At 35.0% G+C, this 16,760-nt stretch carries 15 protein-coding genes; 2 read left to right on the top strand and 13 right to left on the bottom strand.

Annotated elements, in window-relative coordinates; translation table 11 throughout:
• Positions 1-9: 9 nt before the first annotated feature.
• Positions 10-1,968, bottom strand: a complete 1,959-nt coding sequence (gene parE / locus ACYIAQ_RS00930) for a DNA topoisomerase IV subunit B (RefSeq protein ID WP_483562213.1) — start codon at positions 1,966-1,968, stop codon at positions 10-12.
• Between the two features lie 94 nt (positions 1,969-2,062).
• Between parE and plsY the strand changes: the two genes are divergently transcribed.
• A complete protein-coding gene (gene plsY, locus ACYIAQ_RS00925; protein WP_483562212.1) occupies positions 2,063-2,698 on the top strand; it encodes a glycerol-3-phosphate 1-O-acyltransferase PlsY in 636 nt (211 codons plus the stop codon).
• Between the two features lie 163 nt (positions 2,699-2,861).
• On the opposite strand, the gene ACYIAQ_RS00920 is transcribed toward plsY, so the two are convergent.
• From ACYIAQ_RS00920 to ACYIAQ_RS00870, 11 genes are all read right to left on the bottom strand, one after another.
• Positions 2,862-3,749: an aldose 1-epimerase family protein gene (locus ACYIAQ_RS00920; RefSeq protein ID WP_122018184.1), complete on the bottom strand. Its 888-nt coding sequence runs from the start codon at positions 3,747-3,749 to the stop codon at positions 2,862-2,864.
• Positions 3,750-3,767: 18 nt separating this feature from the next.
• Positions 3,768-5,165, bottom strand: a complete 1,398-nt coding sequence (hslU, locus tag ACYIAQ_RS00915; protein ID WP_483562211.1) for an ATP-dependent protease ATPase subunit HslU — start codon at positions 5,163-5,165, stop codon at positions 3,768-3,770.
• Positions 5,166-5,179: 14 nt separating this feature from the next.
• Positions 5,180-5,704 (bottom strand): ATP-dependent protease subunit HslV, encoded by a 525-nt coding sequence (gene hslV, locus ACYIAQ_RS00910; RefSeq protein ID WP_483562210.1) that lies wholly within the window; start codon positions 5,702-5,704, stop codon positions 5,180-5,182.
• Complete coding sequence (gene xerA / locus ACYIAQ_RS00905) at positions 5,701-6,630, bottom strand: site-specific tyrosine recombinase/integron integrase (protein WP_483562209.1); 930 nt, start codon at positions 6,628-6,630, stop codon at positions 5,701-5,703. The genes hslV and xerA overlap by 4 nt, the downstream gene beginning before the upstream one ends.
• 1 nt (position 6,631) lies before the next feature.
• Positions 6,632-7,948 (bottom strand): methylenetetrahydrofolate--tRNA-(uracil(54)-C(5))-methyltransferase (FADH(2)-oxidizing) TrmFO, encoded by a 1,317-nt coding sequence (gene trmFO / locus ACYIAQ_RS00900; RefSeq protein WP_483562208.1) that lies wholly within the window; start codon positions 7,946-7,948, stop codon positions 6,632-6,634.
• A gap of 95 nt (positions 7,949-8,043) precedes the next feature.
• Positions 8,044-10,137 (bottom strand): type I DNA topoisomerase, encoded by a 2,094-nt coding sequence (gene topA / locus ACYIAQ_RS00895; protein ID WP_483562207.1) that lies wholly within the window; start codon positions 10,135-10,137, stop codon positions 8,044-8,046.
• Positions 10,138-10,215: 78 nt separating this feature from the next.
• Positions 10,216-11,067 carry a DNA-processing protein DprA gene (dprA, locus tag ACYIAQ_RS00890; protein ID WP_483562206.1) on the bottom strand — a complete coding sequence of 284 codons (852 nt, stop codon included), beginning with the start codon at positions 11,065-11,067 and terminating at the stop codon, positions 10,216-10,218.
• A 53-nt stretch (positions 11,068-11,120) separates the two neighbouring features.
• A complete protein-coding gene (locus tag ACYIAQ_RS00885; protein WP_483562205.1) occupies positions 11,121-11,876 on the bottom strand; it encodes a ribonuclease HII in 756 nt (251 codons plus the stop codon).
• Positions 11,873-12,712, bottom strand: a complete 840-nt coding sequence (gene ylqF, locus ACYIAQ_RS00880; protein ID WP_483562204.1) for a ribosome biogenesis GTPase YlqF — start codon at positions 12,710-12,712, stop codon at positions 11,873-11,875. Before ylqF ends, ACYIAQ_RS00885 begins: the two co-directional genes overlap by 4 nt.
• A gap of 45 nt (positions 12,713-12,757) precedes the next feature.
• A complete protein-coding gene (locus ACYIAQ_RS00875) occupies positions 12,758-12,988 on the bottom strand; it encodes a YozE family protein (protein WP_483562203.1) in 231 nt (76 codons plus the stop codon).
• 4 nt (positions 12,989-12,992) lie between these two features.
• A complete protein-coding gene (locus ACYIAQ_RS00870; protein ID WP_483562202.1) occupies positions 12,993-13,853 on the bottom strand; it encodes a DegV family protein in 861 nt (286 codons plus the stop codon).
• Between the two features lie 120 nt (positions 13,854-13,973).
• On the opposite strand from ACYIAQ_RS00870, the gene trhA reads away from it, so the two are divergent.
• A complete protein-coding gene (trhA, locus tag ACYIAQ_RS00865) occupies positions 13,974-14,639 on the top strand; it encodes a PAQR family membrane homeostasis protein TrhA (RefSeq protein WP_483562201.1) in 666 nt (221 codons plus the stop codon).
• Here trhA and ACYIAQ_RS00860 read toward each other — a convergent pair.
• Complete coding sequence (locus ACYIAQ_RS00860; protein WP_483562200.1) at positions 14,636-15,835, bottom strand: CCA tRNA nucleotidyltransferase; 1,200 nt, start codon at positions 15,833-15,835, stop codon at positions 14,636-14,638. The two genes, trhA and ACYIAQ_RS00860, sit on opposite strands and share 4 nt — an antisense overlap.
• Positions 15,836-16,760 lie beyond the last annotated feature (925 nt).

Genomic DNA, 16,760 nt, shown 5'->3' with positions numbered 1-16,760 from the left:
AAACCCTCTTTACTCATTTTCTTCTTCTAAAATTGAAGCATTCTCACCCATTCGAAACTTAACGTTTTCTTCAATCCATTTACGTCTAGCATCGACTTTGTCACCCATTAAAGTTGTAACACGATGCTCAGCTAAAGCAGCATCATCAATTTTAACGCGAATTAGCATTCTGGATTCTGGATTCATTGTGGTCTGCCATAACTGTTCAGCATTCATTTCTCCTAAACCTTTAAAACGCTGGAGTGTATAACCTCGCCCCATTTTGTTTTCATCAATAGTTAACTCCTCGTCAGTCCAAGAGTATTTAACCTGAGACTTTTTACCATGTCCTTTTTGTAGACGATATAATGGTGGTAAAGCAATATAAACTTTGCCATGCTCAATCATTGGTCGCATATAACGATAAAAGAAAGTTAATAGCAAAATTTGAATATGCGCACCATCATCATCGGCATCGGTCATAATGATGACTTTATCATAATTAGAATCATCCACTTTAAACTCGGCACCAACACCAGCACCAATAGTATAAATCATAGTATTGATTTCTTCGTTTTTGAAAATATCTTGTAGCTTTGCTTTTTGTGTATTTAATACTTTACCACGCAACGGCAAGATAGCTTGAAAGCGGCGATCGCGTCCTTGCTTGGCTGATCCGCCAGCTGAATCACCCTCTACTAAAAACAATTCGTTTTTCTTGGGATTGCGTGACTGTGCCGGCGTTAATTTTCCAGATAAGACTTCTTTTCTTCGGCGCTTTTTTCCATTGCGGCTCTCATTCCGAGCCTTTTTAGCAGCTTCACGTGCATCCCTTGCGCGTTGAGCTTTCTTAACTAGTTCCTGTGCTAATTCACCATTCTCCAATAAGTAATATGACATTTTTTCATAAACGATTGCATCTACTACTGATCTTGCTTGAGGTGTCCCTAATTTTCCTTTAGTTTGACCTTCAAATTCTAACAGTTCTTCTGGAATTTTAACTGAAAGCACTGCGCTTAAACCTTCACGATAATCAGAACCATCAATATTTTTATCCTTTTTACCTAAAAGTCCTTGTTTTTTAGCATAATCATTGAAAGCACGAGTAAACCCACTTCGCGCACCAACTTCGTGTGTTCCTCCGTCTGCTGTACGGACATTATTAACAAAAGAAACAAGACTTTCAGAATAACTATCACTATACTGACCACTAAACTCAACTTCAATTTCATCTTGCTTACCATCAAAATAAAAAACATCACTTAAGGTATCTTTACCTTCGTTGAGATAAGCTACAAAAGATTCAATTCCGTTATCATATTTAAAATCATCATGATGTTCGGGAACACGCTCATCGGTTAAAACAAAACGAACACCTTTTAATAGGAAGGCAGATTCTCTAATTCGCTCCTGAATTGTTTCATATTTATACTTAGTCGTTGAAAAAATCGTTTCATCTGGTTTAAATGTAATAGTTGTTCCCGTTTTTTCTTTAGTCTTACCAATACGCTTTAATGTACCAATCGGATGGCCACCATTTTCAAATTCTTCTTCATAGATAACACCATCCCGAACGACTTTCACATCCATATAACTAGATAGAGCATTAACAACCGAAGAACCAACACCATGGAGTCCCCCAGAGGTTTTGTAATTTTGCTCTGTAAACTTACCACCAGCGTGCAAAACCGTTAAAATGACTTCAATCGTCGGTTTACCAGACTTATGCATTCCTGTTGGCATTCCGCGACCAAAATCACGAACCGTTACACTATTATCTTGATGAATTGTAACATCAATTTCTTGGCCAAAACCAGCCATTGCTTCGTCAACTGAATTATCAACGATTTCATAAACTAATTGATTTAAGCCATGTATATCAGTAGAGCCGATATACATTCCCGGACGTTTACGCACAGCTTCAAGTCCGTGCAGTATCTGGATAGATGCATCATCGTAAGAATTTGTTTTTTTATTTGTTTCAGCCAAATAAATTCCTCCAGTTTAAAATCATATATTTTAATTCTCACACTAACTAATCTTTGATAAAATAAGTTCTAGTAAGTAAGAGAGTAGGAAATAAATGATAAATTTTAAATTAACACTGGTTTTTATTCTAGCATACTTGATAGGATCCTTCCCCACTGGGATGGTGATTGGTAAAATATTTTTTTCTGAAGATATTCGACAATATGGTTCAGGAAATATTGGAACGACAAACTCTTTTCGCGTTTTTGGGCCGTTTGCAGGTAGCTTTGTTTTAATCGCTGATGTTTTGAAAGGAACATTAGCAACAAGCTTACCGCGTATTTTTCAAATATCGGGGCCTAAATACTTGCTCCTAATTTCTGGTGGTTTGGCTATTTTAGGACACACCTTCCCAATTTATCTTAAATTTAAAGGCGGAAAAGCCGTTGCTACCAGTGCAGGTCTTTTTTTGGGATATAATTTGAAGTTTTTTGGCATCTGCGCGTTGATTTTCTTGCCGCTTGTCTTTATTACTTCCTATGTCAGTTTGTCTAGTCTAATTGCCGTAGTATTAATTTTTATTACAACGTTTTTCTTTCATGATATTTTTCTTGAAATAATTGTCGGTTGTATTATGGTTGTCCTATTTGTTAGACACCGTAGTAATATTAGCCGCTTAGTTCATCATCAAGAAAATATCATTCCTTTCGGTTTATGGTATTGGTATAAAAAGGAGCATCATAAACTTTAATTATGCTAGTGAATAAGTCACTGGCTTTTATATTATAGCTTTCAGAACATTTGTTCGCAAGATGGACCGAAAGCCGACTTCCTTTTATAAATTAAGGGCTTAACATCAAGTGATATTAAGCCCTTAAAATTTAAAATATTAGATGTTTTTACACTTACTGATCTTAATCTTGATCATGAAAAGCCATACTAAATCCAGCAGTAAACGTTTCTCCATCTTCAAGATGATTCATGCCATATTTTTCTTCAAGTTTACCGTTAAAATCAAGTCGATCGGCAACTCCCCACCATGGCTCAATACATACATAATCACCAAAATTTGGATATTGTGACCAAACTCCTACAAAAGGTGCATCTCTTAGCCAAACATTTATATGATAATCACTAGTTTCGGTTCTAAGAGAAATGCGATTGTCGTGTCCCTTTAATTGAAAAACTAATGCATCGTTTTTAAACAAATGGTCACTAAGAGTTATCAAACTATTAGTCGAAGCAAGTGAACGGTTATCCCAGTCAAGTAATCCATCACTTATAGGTATTTGAATTCTTGCAAGTGAAGGTCTAGTACTAAAATAAAAATCTTCTTTAGAAACCAGATCACTCGTCGGTATATTGAAACCAGGATGACCACCTATACCAAAAATCATCTGTCCATTGGATTTGTTGATTACACTAAAATTTTCCTCAAGTAAATTATTAAGCAGATTATAATTTACTCGCAACTCAAAGCTAAAAGGATAAATTTTTCTAGTTTCATTTGTATCTGTTAGTAAAAAAGTAATACTCTCACTAGTTTGATGCTCAACAGCAAATTCCATATCACGGGCAAAACCGTGTTGTCCCATATGATAAGTCTTCCCTTGGTAAGTATACTGATCATTTTTTAATTTACCTACAAATGGAAATAAAATTGGTGCATGCCGACGCCAGACTTTGGGATCGGCTTGCCAAATATATTCGAATCCACTATGTTGACTTTTAATACTCTGAACTTCAGCCCCCATACTAGATATAATAACCTGTAGGATACTGTTTTTAATAGTGTAATCCATGCTTATTCATCGCCTCTATTAAAGAATAAACTTAGTTAAGTCCTTATTAGTTATTATATCACTAAGTTTTTCATTAACGTATGCTTCTGTGATTGTTATTTCACCCATTTCCATATCTGGGCCTTCATATAAAACATCCTCAAGCAATTTTTCAAGGATTGTTGCTAATCTTCTAGCACCAATATTGTCAGTACCTTGATTTACATCGTACGCAATCTTTGCAATTTGCTCCACTGCTTCTTGAGTAAAAACCAACTTTATACCATCAGCCTTCATTAAGGCAACATACTGCTCTAAAAGAGAATCTGCGGGATCTTTCAAAATTTTAACAAAATCTTCCTTAGTCAATGGATTAAGTTCAACTCTAATTGGAAAGCGACCTTGTAACTCAGGAATCAAATCGCTTGGTTTAGCTTCAGAAAAAGCACCCGCTGCGATAAACAAAATGTGATCTGTTTCAACCGGACCATACTTTGTTTGCACAGTTGAACCTTCAACAATTGGTAAAATATCTCTTTGGACTCCTTCACGCGAAACTTCACCTGACGTTTTCTTATTACCAGCAGCAATTTTATCAATTTCATCTATAAAAATAATGCCATTGTTTGCTGTTCGTTCAATCGCCTTTTGATAAATCGAATCATAATCAACCATTTTGTGTGATTGCTCCTGTATTAGAATTTCGCGTGCATCTCTAACAGGTAGCGTTCTTTTAACTTGCTTTTTAGGAGCCAACCCATTTAACATGGAACTAACGTCGAAACCAACTTGTCCCATCATATCGCTCATCGGATTAACTTTAGGAGTTTGTTGCACATTAATTGTAACATCTCGATCTTCTAACAGCCCTTTACTTAATTGTTCCGAAACAGACAAGCGTTCATTACGAATCTCATCTGTAACTTCTTCTTCAGAACTATTGCTGGGGTAATCGGAGTCAACTGAGGTCATCATATTTTGCCATTGTTGCAATATGTTTTGTTGTTTCTTATGTTTAATACCTGGTACAAGTAATCTTACTAATACCTTGTTAGCTTCTCTAGTTGCCTGGTCCCTAACTCGTTCAAACTGATCTTTTTCCTCCATTCTAACGGCTTCATTTACTAAATCACGAACCATTGATTCAACATCACGACCTACATATCCAACTTCAGTAAATTTAGTAGCTTCAACTTTTATAAATGGTGCTTGAACAATTGCGGCTAACCTTCTTGCAATTTCCGTTTTTCCAACACCAGTGGGACCTGCCATCAATAAATTTTTAGGAGTAATATCTTCTTGCATTTTATGTGAAAGCTGCATTCTTCGATATCGATTATATAGTGCAACAGCCACTGCTTTCTTGGCTTCATCCTGTCCTATAATATATTTATTTAATAAATTCACAATTTGCTTTGGAGTTTTAGGTTCCATCAAAATTACACCTACTTTTATAATTCATCCGTATTAATTTGATCATCCGTAAAAATATCAATTCCAGAAGCGATTTCAACCGCCTCACGTGCTATTTGGCTAGCAGTCATCCCTGATGAATGTTTAATCATGGCAATTGCTGCTGCTTGAGCAAAATTACCGCCAGAACCAATTGCTACAACGTTCTCATCAGGTTCAAGGACTTCACCATTTCCTGAAATAAGTAGTAAATCTTGATCATTAAATGCAATAATCATTGCTTCTAATTTTTGTAGTGTTGCGTCTTTACGCCAATCTTGGGCCATTTCTACGGCTGCCCGTTTTAGGTCCCCTCCAAAGGCTTCCAGTTTATTTTCTAGCATTTCTTGTAAACTAACTGCATCTGCAACTCCACCAGCAAATCCAATGACTACACGATCATGATAAATGCGTCTAATTTTTTTAGCAGTTGCTTTTGCAATCACTTTTTCTCCTAAGGTTACTTGTCCATCACCAGCAATAGCAGTTTTGCCATTATATTTTACAGAACATATTGTTGTCATTTTTTTGCCTCATCTTTCTCATTATTTCGTGGAAAATATTTTTGATAATTATTTTGTAAATGCTTCATCGTAACATGCGTATAAATTTGAGTTGTTGATAAATTTACATGTCCAAGAAGTTCTTGGACGCTACGCAAATCCGCCCCATTATTAAGCATTGCCGTTGCAAAAGAATGTCGCAATTCATGAGGATGAACTTTGCCGCTAATTCCAGCTCCATTAAAAACTCTTTGCATAATGTACTCAATACCGCGTGGAGTCAAGTTCTTTCCTTGCTTATTTAAAAAAACATAATTATGATCATCCTGATTTGCTAGCAACTTTTTTCGGGATTCATTTAAATATCCTGTCAATGCTACTTTGGTTTCATCATCAAAAGCCACATAACGATCGGTATTTCCTTTGCCATGTACTAAAATAATTTTTAAATTTAAATCGATTTGATCAATTTTTAATCCACTCACTTCACTAACACGCATTCCGGTTGTATAAAACAGTTCAAACATAGCAAGATTACGCCTTGTTAGTGGATCACTACCCTTAAGTGACGCAAATACTTGCTTAATTTCAGGAGCATAAAAGAATTGCGGCAACTTATGATTTTTTGTACGCAAAACTGTTGTTTGAGTTGGATTATAATTAACTAATTTTCTTTTAGTCAAAAAACGATAAAAAGATCTTAAACTAGACATTTTGCGAGCTTGAGTTGTCCGAGCTAATTTTTTTTGCGCAAGATTTTGTAAAAAAATCTCAACGTCTCGTCGATCAACATCTTGCCAACCTTTAAAGCCACCATTATCTTGCCAAAACCGTTTTGCTTCAAGTAAATCAGTTCTATACGACTTTAAGGTCATCTTGCTATAATGGCGTTCATTTTGCAAATATGCCATAAAACTTTGTAAAAGATCATCTTCATTGTTTACCATTTTATTTTAACACTGTCTGTTTAAATTCTGTTAGCGTTGTGAGACTACGTTCGCTTATTTTCTGATGCCGTTCACGCTTATTCCTAATTTTCTTATCCTCAAGTCCAGGAATTAATGCAAAACTAGCATTCATTGGTTGAAAGTGCTTGACACTTGCTGTCGTAACATATCTTGCCATTGACCCTAGTGCTGTTAATTTAGGAAAGGTTACGGTTTCTTTACCAATTGCTTTTCTTGCCGCATTAATTCCAGCAACCAAGCCACTTCCAGCACTTTCAACATAACCTTCAACACCTGTCATTTGTCCAGCAAAAAATAAACCTGGCTGTTTTTTTGATTCATAACTAGCAGTCAAAACTTCTGGTGAGGCCATGTAAGTGTTGCGATGCATTTTACCATAGCGGACAAAGCGTGCATTCTTCAAACCTGGAATCATTGAAAAAACTCGCTTTTGCTCACCATATTTAAGGTGTGTTTGAAAGCCAACAATGTTATACATTGAAGCAGCGGCATTATCTTGTCTTAATTGAACAACTGCATATGGAAGTTGCCCGGTATGTGGATTTTCAAGACCAACAGGTTTAAGTGGACCAAAGAGCATCGTTTTTTTACCTCGCCCAGCCATTACTTCAATAGGCATACATCCTTCAAAGACATCACTTTTTTCAAAACTATGCATTTCGGCTGTTTCCGCCTTTACTAATTCATGTGCAAAATTTTCATATTCTTCTTGAGTCATCGGACAGTTTAAATAAGCAGCTTCCCCTTTATCATAACGTGACTTTTTATAAACGATATCCATATCAATTGAATCTGCAGCGATAATTGGTGCTGCAGCATCAAAGAAATGTAGACTTTGCGTACCAGAAAACTTTTGAATTTGCGTTGCAAGAATATCACTAGTAAGTGGGCCTGTTGCAATAATTGTTAATCCAGTTTTTGGTATCTGTTTTACTTCTTCATCATGAAAAGTAACATTTGGCAAAGCTATCAATTTTTTGGTCACATAAGAACTAAATTCTTTGCGGTCAACTGCTAAGGCACCACCTGCGGGAACATGTGCTGCATCAGCAGCTGTCATAATAAGCGAATCCAATTGACGCATTTCTTCTTTTAACAAGCCAACTGCATTTGTTAACTGATTAGATCGCATTGAATTAGTGCATACTAATTCAGCTAATTGGCCAGTTTTATGAGCTGGCGTCAATTTTTTAGGACGCATCTCATATAAATCTACTTTAATACCACGTTGGGCTAATTGCCATGCAGCTTCGCTACCAGCTAGACCGCCTCCAACAACATTTACACTTTGAGGCATACAAAATATCCTTTACTAAAACAATGTCTTCTATATCGAAGAATATCATCAAATTAGTAAAATTTGATGATATTAACATAAAGTTAACTTAAATTTTATTCGGTTATGGTGTCTTCTTTGTAATCACCATTTGGACAAAGAACGACTAGTCCCTTTTTACTACGCTTTTCGACTAAAAAATGGCCGTCATTAGGACAATTGCGATTAAGTGGCTTATCCCATGAAACAAAATCACATTCAGGATATCTTGAACAACCATAAAACTTACGGTTTCGTTTTGATTTCTTTTCCACTACATCCCCTTTGCCACATTTAGGGCAAATCACACCAACTTTCTTAACAATTGGCTTAGTGTTACGGCAATTGGGGAAACGAGAACATGCATTAAATTTACCATATCGTCCCATCTTGATTACCATTGGAGCTCCACAAATGTCACAATTAAAGCCTGCTGGTTCATCTTTAATTTGGATTTTTTCAATCCCAGCATCTGCCTTATCCAATTCCTTTTTAAATGGGTGATAATACTCATCAATTACTCTAACCCAATTCTTCTTTCCTTCCTCAATACTATCAAGATCAGTTTCTAATTGAGCAGTAAAATCAATATTAACAATATCGGGGAAAAACTTTTCAATTAAATCATCAACGATTTCACCTAATTCTGTTGGAACAATTGACTTAGCTTCTAATTTGACATAGTAACGTCTTTGTAAGGTATCAATAGTAGGCGCATAAGTTGAGGGACGACCAACTCCATTTTCTTCAAGAGTATGAACCAGACTAGCTTCGGTATATCTGGCAGGTGGCAAAGTAAAATGCTGCTTATTATCAGATTTCGTCATTTTGACACTATCGCCATTATCTAGTTCAGGAAGCTCAACATTTTTCTCTTGTTGGCTATCATAAACCTTTGTGAAACCAGCAAACTTCATTTTAGAACCAGTAGTCCTAAAAATTATCCCATTTTGTTCAATATCAGCTCGAACAGTGTCATAAACAGCGGGAGTCATTTCACTTGCTAGAAATCGGGACCATATCAATTTATACAAGCGGTATTGTTCCGTCGTCAGAACCGATTTAAGTGACTCTGGAGTTCGATAAACACCAGTTGGTCGAATAGCTTCGTGAGCATCTTGCGCATCTTCTTGATTTTTAAAATGTCTGGTTTCTTTAGCAGCAAATTCCTGACCATATTTTTCTGTCAAAAATTTAGAAGCCTCTGCCTGAGCAATCGGGGATGTACGTTTAGAATCAGTTCTCATATATGTAATTAAACCCACTGTACCTTGCTTACCCAGACTGATTCCCTCATATAATTGTTGAGCAATACTCATCGTTCTCCGTGTACGATAATTTAAACGCTTATTCGCTTCCTGTTGCATTGTTGATGTAGTAAATGGTGCAGCAGCTTGCCTTCGACGTTCACGTTTAACCACATTATTAACTTCAAATGACTTCTTCTTATCAATTTGAGCTAAAACATCCTGTACAGCTTCATTATTATGTAATTCCCTTTTCTTACCATTAATCCCCCAAAATTGTGATTTAAACGACGATTTATTTTTTTGAAATTCCGCATCAATTGTCCAATACTCTTTGGGTTTAAAATCATTAATTTCTTTTTCACGATCAATAACAAGCTTAAGTGCAACAGATTGAACTCGACCTGCACTTAGGCCTTTTTTTACCTTACTCCACAAAATTGGAGATAGTGAATAACCAACAATTCGATCTAAAATCCTTCGAGCTTGCTGGGCATTAACAGTATCCATATCTATTGTTCGGGGATGCTTAAAACTATTTTTAACAGCATCTTTAGTTACTTCGTTAAAAGTTACGCGATTTTTAGCTGTATCATCAAGATTTAATACATGGGCCACATGCCAAGCAATAGCTTCACCTTCACGATCGGGGTCAGAGGCCAAATAGACCTCTTTTGCTTTCTTAGCTTCCGCCTTCAATTCTTTAATTGTGTCACCTTTACCACGAATTGAAATATATTTAGGTTGATAATTATTATCAAAATTAATTCCCATTTGCGACTTAGGTAAATCTCGAATATGCCCTTTAGAGGCAATTACGCGATAGTTGCGCCCTAAATATTTTTCTATCGTTTTAGCTTTTGCTGGTGACTCAACAATCACCAATGTTTTTTTTCTTTTTTTTGGCTTTGACTTAGTAGGCATCAAAAGCCTCCTCATTAAAATTCTATTTTTAAAATACTAAACTGAGAATAGAATATTTAACGGTCAATTGTCAAATCTTTAATTACTAAAATTGTCAAATTTTATTTGAAAATCAGTAATTGGAGTAGCTCCAGCCGCAATCAACTGGTTTGGTCCTACTGATAATTCACTATTAATTGGTCCTGGGACTGCATAAATATCCCGATTTTCCTGTAAAGCCAGATTTGCTGTAATTAATGAACCGGATTTTCTCTTGGCTTCAGTAACAATTACACTTTGAGCTAATCCTGCTAAAATTCGATTACGCTCAGGGAAACGAAAAGGTCGTGGTGGTGTATCAGGCAAATACTCACTCAATAATAAACCTTGTTCAATAATTTGATTTTGAACATGACAATTAGATACTGGATAAAAATGATTGAGGCCATTACCAACAACTGCAATTGTTTTACCCTTATTAGATAAAGTAGCTTTATGTGCCATAACATCAACCCCCTTAGCTAAACCGCTGGCAATTACCCATCTATTCTTTACTAAATTAGGAACAATATTATCCAGAACAAGTTGACTGTATGAAGTAGCATTGCGTGACCCAACAACAGTTATTATTTTCTGCTTTAATAATTCTAAATCTCCCTGAGCAAATAATATTAGTGGTGGACGATAGATTTGACGAAGATTTTCTGGATATTCCTTGTCAAAAAAGCTAATAATCTGACATTGCTTTTTTATCCGCTCAACAAATTTTCCTTTTTCATGATCATTGAAAGCTTGAAAACAGGCATGCATTAATTCATCAGATAAATTCATTCTTTTAAAAGAATTAATACTTACTTCAGAATCATCTAATTGTTCTGCAATTTGTAATAGCTTTACATAGCCAATTCCTTTTTGCAATTTCAGGCGTAATAGAAAATCTTTTATTTCCATAAAAAAATCCTCCTAATTATAAATACTCAAAAAAGAAGGAATTTTTTATCTTATTATTTAAAAAAGTTATTCACGGGGGCAAAAGTTTTACGATGGATTGGTGTCGGTCCATATTTTTTTAGAGCAGCTATATGTTCCTTGGTACCATACCCCACGTTAAGTTCAAAATGATATTCGGGATAAATTAAGGCATAATCAGCCATTATCCTATCCCGAAAAACCTTAGCAATGATTGAAGCTGCAGCAATGGAATTAGACTTTGCATCTCCTTTTATTAATCGCTTTTGTGGTATATCAATTGGTACCGTCATTGCATCAACAAGAAGAGCATCTGGTTTACAATTAAGACCAGCCACTGCATCAGCCATTGCTAATCGATCTGCCTCATAAATATTGATTTGATCAATTACTTGAGAATCTCTAATCCCAATTGCTACACTAATCGCCTTTTGTAAAATTTTAGGGTAAAGCAGTTCACGTTTTTGTACACTCAATTTTTTAGAGTCATTAACATCAATTAAATCAAAATTAGCATCAATTACTACTGCTGCAGTTACAACAGGACCAGCAAGTGGACCGCGACCAACTTCATCAACCCCTGCAACAGTTTGAGTTTTAGCCCAAAATTCTCGTTCATACATAAATCGATTGGCGAAAGCTGCTCGCTTTTCTGCTAATCGTCTTTGACGATTTTGGTAACTTACAACAAGTTTTTGGACGCCAACTCTAGGATCAGATACTAATTTTGCTAAAGTAGCATCACTAACTTTTTTAGAGGCTAGCAATTGTTTGATTTCATTAATGGTCATATTCGATCCAATGTTATCCTTCCTACTTTACCTTTTCGCAATCTTTGAAGAAGATAAAGAGAAAAGCGATCATAATCATCACGCATCCCATATTGGGTTGTAAGCGCTAATAGTAAATCGGTATCATTAATCTTTTCTACTTCTTCTTTAGATGATCGAGCAAACTTAACTAAGCAATTAAAATAATAATCACGTAAAGATCCTAGTAAAAAGAGAGCAACATCATCAGCATTAAAAATACTATCTTTAATTGCACCAAAAGCTGCTAGTTTGTAACCAACCTCTTGATCTTCAAATTTGGGCCATAAAATGCCTGGAGTATCTAAAATTTGAATATTTGCTTGCGCTTTAAGCCATGTCTGTCCCTTAGTTACTCCAGGCTTATCACCGACAACAGCAACATTATGACCAACCAAGCGATTAATAATTGTAGATTTACCGCAATTAGGAATCCCCGCTAACGCAATTCTAACTACAGGATTATACGCACCTTTTGCCTCAAGCTTAGTGATTTTTGATTGTGCTGCCTTTTTGATCATTCGAATTAATGCCTGCATATTATTGCTATGAAGTGCATCCATTGCCATAACAACTTTGCCTTTACCAGAAAGCTTTTTCTGCCATAATTTAGTCATTACTGGATCAGCCAAATCTGCTTTATTTAGAATAATTAGATGTGGTTTATTACCCACTAATTCCTCAATCATCGGATTTCTAGAAGACTGAGGAATCCGTGAATCCAAAACTTCTACTATGACATCAATTAAGTCCATCTTGTCTTCAAGCTGATTGCGCGCTTTATTCATATGACCCGGATACCATTGGATTTTAGTCATTTTTCCTCTTCTTTATACTATAAAAAGGCTCGAAAGAGCTCTTGATTAATACGACATTTTATTACGATACATCTGATAGGCATCATCAAAGATACTCATACTCGATAGATATCCCGCATTTAACTCAAGATAATTAGACAATTTTTCATAATCTTGCTCTTGTTTAGGAAAAGTTTGATCATTTTGGGCATTATTTGCAAACTGTGCAATCTCGCTACTTGAATTATTATTTCGTTGTGTCATCAAATAACGATAAAAACTTTCTCGATATACCACTTAGTTACTCCGTATAATATAAAATTGCATAAGCATCCATTCCTGCATGTGTAGCAATAATTGGACTGGTTTCCCGAACCAAGACATCAATCTGGGAATTAATATCTTTAATTTTTTGAGCAAAGTCAAGTAACTTTTGGGGCACACCATCAATTGAAACATAAGATATGCCAACCTCTTTGATTTTATCCTTGTTTGCCTCAATATCATCTAAAACTCGTTGATCAAATGCCATAGTAAATTTCTTACCACGCCCTTTTTTAGCGACCTTCAGTTGACCATTAGGCATTTGTAGCTCAATTCTAATATTAAGCAAATTAGCAATTTTACCAGAAATCGGTCCCAGACGTCCACCTTTAATAACATTTTCTAAATTAACAATCATCATTCGCAAACGTTGTGTCTTCTTTATTTTTTCAAGATGCTCTAAAATTTGGTCAACTGATTTTCCCGTTTCAGCATCACGTGCTGCTACCAATGCTTGAAAACCTTCTGCACGATCTGTTAATTCTGAATCCACAATATGAACCATCGCCGTTTTCTTAGCAATTTCAGCTGCTTGTCTGGCGACATCAACTGTCCCACTTAAGACTTTGGCTAAGAAAATACCAATAACCTCACTACCATCAGCCGTTAAGTCGTTAATTGCATCTACCAGTCGGCCAATGGATGGTTGACTGGTTTTAGGAAGTTCTTCAGCTTCATTCATCTTATCAACAAATTGTTGCCTTGTGATTTCAACTCCATCAAGATATGTTTTTCCCCCAACTGTCACTGACAACGGCACAATAGTAATATGATATTTTTCAATTTCTTCTGGTGTTAGCTGCGCAGAAGAATCCGTCAAAATTTTAATTTTCGACAACGTCCTCGCCCTCAATTCTGAATGCTGCTTACATTTATGATAAAATATTATCTGTATCAATTATAAGTTATTATAGCAAAAAAACTAGCAAAAAAAAGAAAGCGAACAAACTGATTCAAAATGAAATTAAAAGAAATTTGGCAAGAACCAAAAGAAAGAGCGAAACGTTACTACATTTTAGATAACATCCTTAGCGCAGTCACACACGGAATTGGTTTTTGTTTAGCGCTTGCTGGCTTTGATTTATTAATTATTAAAGCAGTCTCTACACATAGCACATTGAGAATTGTAACTTTTAGCATTTTTGGTATCTGCTTACTTTTGTTATATTTATTTTCTACTCTTTTCCATAGTTTGATTTTTACTAAAGCCCGTAACATTTTTCAAATCTTTGATCATTCTTCGATTTTTCTATTGATTGCTGGAACATATACACCTTATTCACTCGTTGCAATTGGTGGGCTTCGAGGTTGGTTAATGTTTAGTTTTGTTTGGTTATTAGCAATTTTTGGAATTCTTTACTATATTTTTAATCGTGGCAGACATGTAATTCTAGACACAATTGTATACGTAGGTATGGGATGGCTGGTCATTTCTGTTGCACATCCATTATATATACGCCTAAGTTCTACTGGATTTTGGTTGCTAGTTAGTGGGGGAATTGCTTATACCGTTGGGGCCTTATTTTACACAATGAAACAAATTCCATACATTCATGTTATTTGGCATCTTTTCGTTATTTTGGGTTCAACTCTAATGTATATTTCAATACTATTCTATGTCTAATTTAAACTCGTCAGATAAGTTCTAACCGCTTCTTCGGAATTTTCTAAATTACCGTCAATTACCTTATGTTTAATTTCATTTAATACTTCCCCTAGTCTAGGACCAGGCTTAAAACCTTCTTTAATTAAGAACCTACCATCGACTGCTAACTCAGATGAAGATTTAATAGGTAATGCCATATAGCGATCCACTAAGGCCTCAGAATTTATTGGCTGACCCAAAATGTGAGCAACATCAATTGTATTAAGTAAAACATCTTTTCCCGCTTCAAATAATTCAAAATCTGTGGGTGAGTGTTCAGAAATCAGGTCAAATAAAGAAACAATTTTTTCAACTTTAATTGTCATTGCATTAGAATTTTTCCAATTATGCATAAATTTAGATATTTGGTCATTTTGAATTTTTAGTAAAATGATAATAACTCCCCAAAAACTTGTTTCCAAAGTTGGATTAAACTTTAAATTAGGATAAATTGCTAATAAATTTCCTTTTTGCGTCAAGTCGGGAATCGCTTCGTTTAATTCCGTCTCAATAAAGCTTCGAAAAGCTTCTCGAGAATTTGGCCCTAGGCCCATTTTGACAAATTCATCTCGCACTCTTTCTATCGAAATTTTGCTTAAAAGATGATGCAAATCTTTTATTGCTTCTTCTGTACAACTTTCCAAATTGAAATTCAGTTGACTCATAAAACGAACTGCACGCATCATTCTTAAGGCATCTTCATGGAACCTTTCTAACGGATCGCCAACCGCTTTAATTATATGTTTTTGCAAATCGCCTAAGCCATCAAAAAGATCGATAATTTGACCATGAGAATCCATCGCTAATGCATTAATAGTAAAATCACGTCGTTTAAGATCTTCACTCAAATTTTTAACAAATGTTACATGGTCAGGTCTTCGAAAGTCTTGATACCCTGACTCTGTTCTAAAGGTGGTAATTTCATAACCAATGCCATGATAAAGAACAGTAACGGTTCCATGCTGAATACCAGTGTCAATTGTTTTGGAAAAAAGATTTTTTACTTCTTCTGGATAAGCACTGGTTGCAATATCAATATCATGAATGTGTCTTTTGAGTAATAAATCTCTAATTGCTCCTCCCACAAAATATGCTTCAAAACCAGCTGCTTCTAATTTTTCCAGTATTGGTAATGCAGCAATAAATATTGATGGTAAATTATCTATTTTTATCATTTTAATCAACTCATTTGTTTTATAATCACGTTATTTTTGTTATGTTTAAATTGTTAAATTTTTAAAGAAAGACCTAAAATTATGCCAAAAATATACTAAAACAACTATTCTTAAACTAGTTATTAATTCTAATAGGGTGCATATTTATGGCTTTAGTTTAGACATAATCTCCGATCCTAGTAAGTCTTGCTGTTAGCGTAAATTCGCTTTTGCTTAGACATTTTTGGGGAGCTAACTTGGTATTCTCTTTCTTATATTAAAATATTCCACTAATTATATTAGGCTGTTGGTATATGGATAAAATATCTTTTGCTTATACAGTCTAGGGAATTATGTGACTCCTTTTTTCTCTGATTTTAGCACTCAGTACCTATTATATCTCAATTAAACTTAGAACACGACCATTTTCTTAACGCCCTACTAGCCTGGAACGTTGTGGACTTAGACTTATTTTTCCGTAGACGTTATATACTGATCTTATTGCGCGCGTTTTTTAAATGAATTTTGACTTTTCTTTTGGAAAAGTATTGTTATTCTTTCTGTAATGTCATAATTATATTATGTTCGCTATCATATTTAGATATTAAATACATTATGTACATCATTTTTCTCACTTAAGTAATGGATACTGTCCAACAGGAAACCTATTTCGCTAGAGGAATGGTCATTATTTCTGAAAAACATCAGGAAATAGCTAATAAGATTGATTTAAAACTTGATCGTGATTTTACTTACCTAAATGTACGCAGCGACTATAGTTTAAAAAATACCTGTCAATTATTTCGTAAATAACAACTTAACAAAAATAACTGTGCACGTCAAAGACTAGCACAGCTTATTTTTTACTTCTATATTTTAGAGAACTATTCAAAGATAAATTGAAAACAATTAAGATTATCTATCAACAATCTTTTGCTCGATATCT

This window comes from Lactobacillus sp. X-49, from assembly GCF_057063645.1.
The sequence above is the reverse complement of the archived record's forward strand: the minus strand, read 5'-3'. Positions and strand labels throughout refer to the sequence as shown.

Coding starts and splice junctions, on each gene's coding strand:
- plsY (WP_483562212.1), top strand. CDS start 2,063: ATGATAAATTTTAAATTAACACTGGTTTTTATTCTAGCATACTTGATA.
- ACYIAQ_RS00920 (WP_122018184.1), bottom strand. CDS start 3,749: ATGGATTACACTATTAAAAACAGTATCCTACAGGTTATTATATCTAGT.
- hslV (WP_483562210.1), bottom strand. CDS start 5,704: ATGACAACAATATGTTCTGTAAAATATAATGGCAAAACTGCTATTGCT.
- xerA (WP_483562209.1), bottom strand. CDS start 6,630: ATGGTAAACAATGAAGATGATCTTTTACAAAGTTTTATGGCATATTTG.
- trmFO (WP_483562208.1), bottom strand. CDS start 7,948: ATGCCTCAAAGTGTAAATGTTGTTGGAGGCGGTCTAGCTGGTAGCGAA.
- topA (WP_483562207.1), bottom strand. CDS start 10,137: ATGCCTACTAAGTCAAAGCCAAAAAAAAGAAAAAAAACATTGGTGATT.
- dprA (WP_483562206.1), bottom strand. CDS start 11,067: ATGGAAATAAAAGATTTTCTATTACGCCTGAAATTGCAAAAAGGAATT.
- ACYIAQ_RS00885 (WP_483562205.1), bottom strand. CDS start 11,876: ATGACCATTAATGAAATCAAACAATTGCTAGCCTCTAAAAAAGTTAGT.
- ylqF (WP_483562204.1), bottom strand. CDS start 12,712: ATGACTAAAATCCAATGGTATCCGGGTCATATGAATAAAGCGCGCAAT.
- trhA (WP_483562201.1), top strand. CDS start 13,974: ATGAAATTAAAAGAAATTTGGCAAGAACCAAAAGAAAGAGCGAAACGT.
- ACYIAQ_RS00860 (WP_483562200.1), bottom strand. CDS start 15,835: ATGATAAAAATAGATAATTTACCATCAATATTTATTGCTGCATTACCA.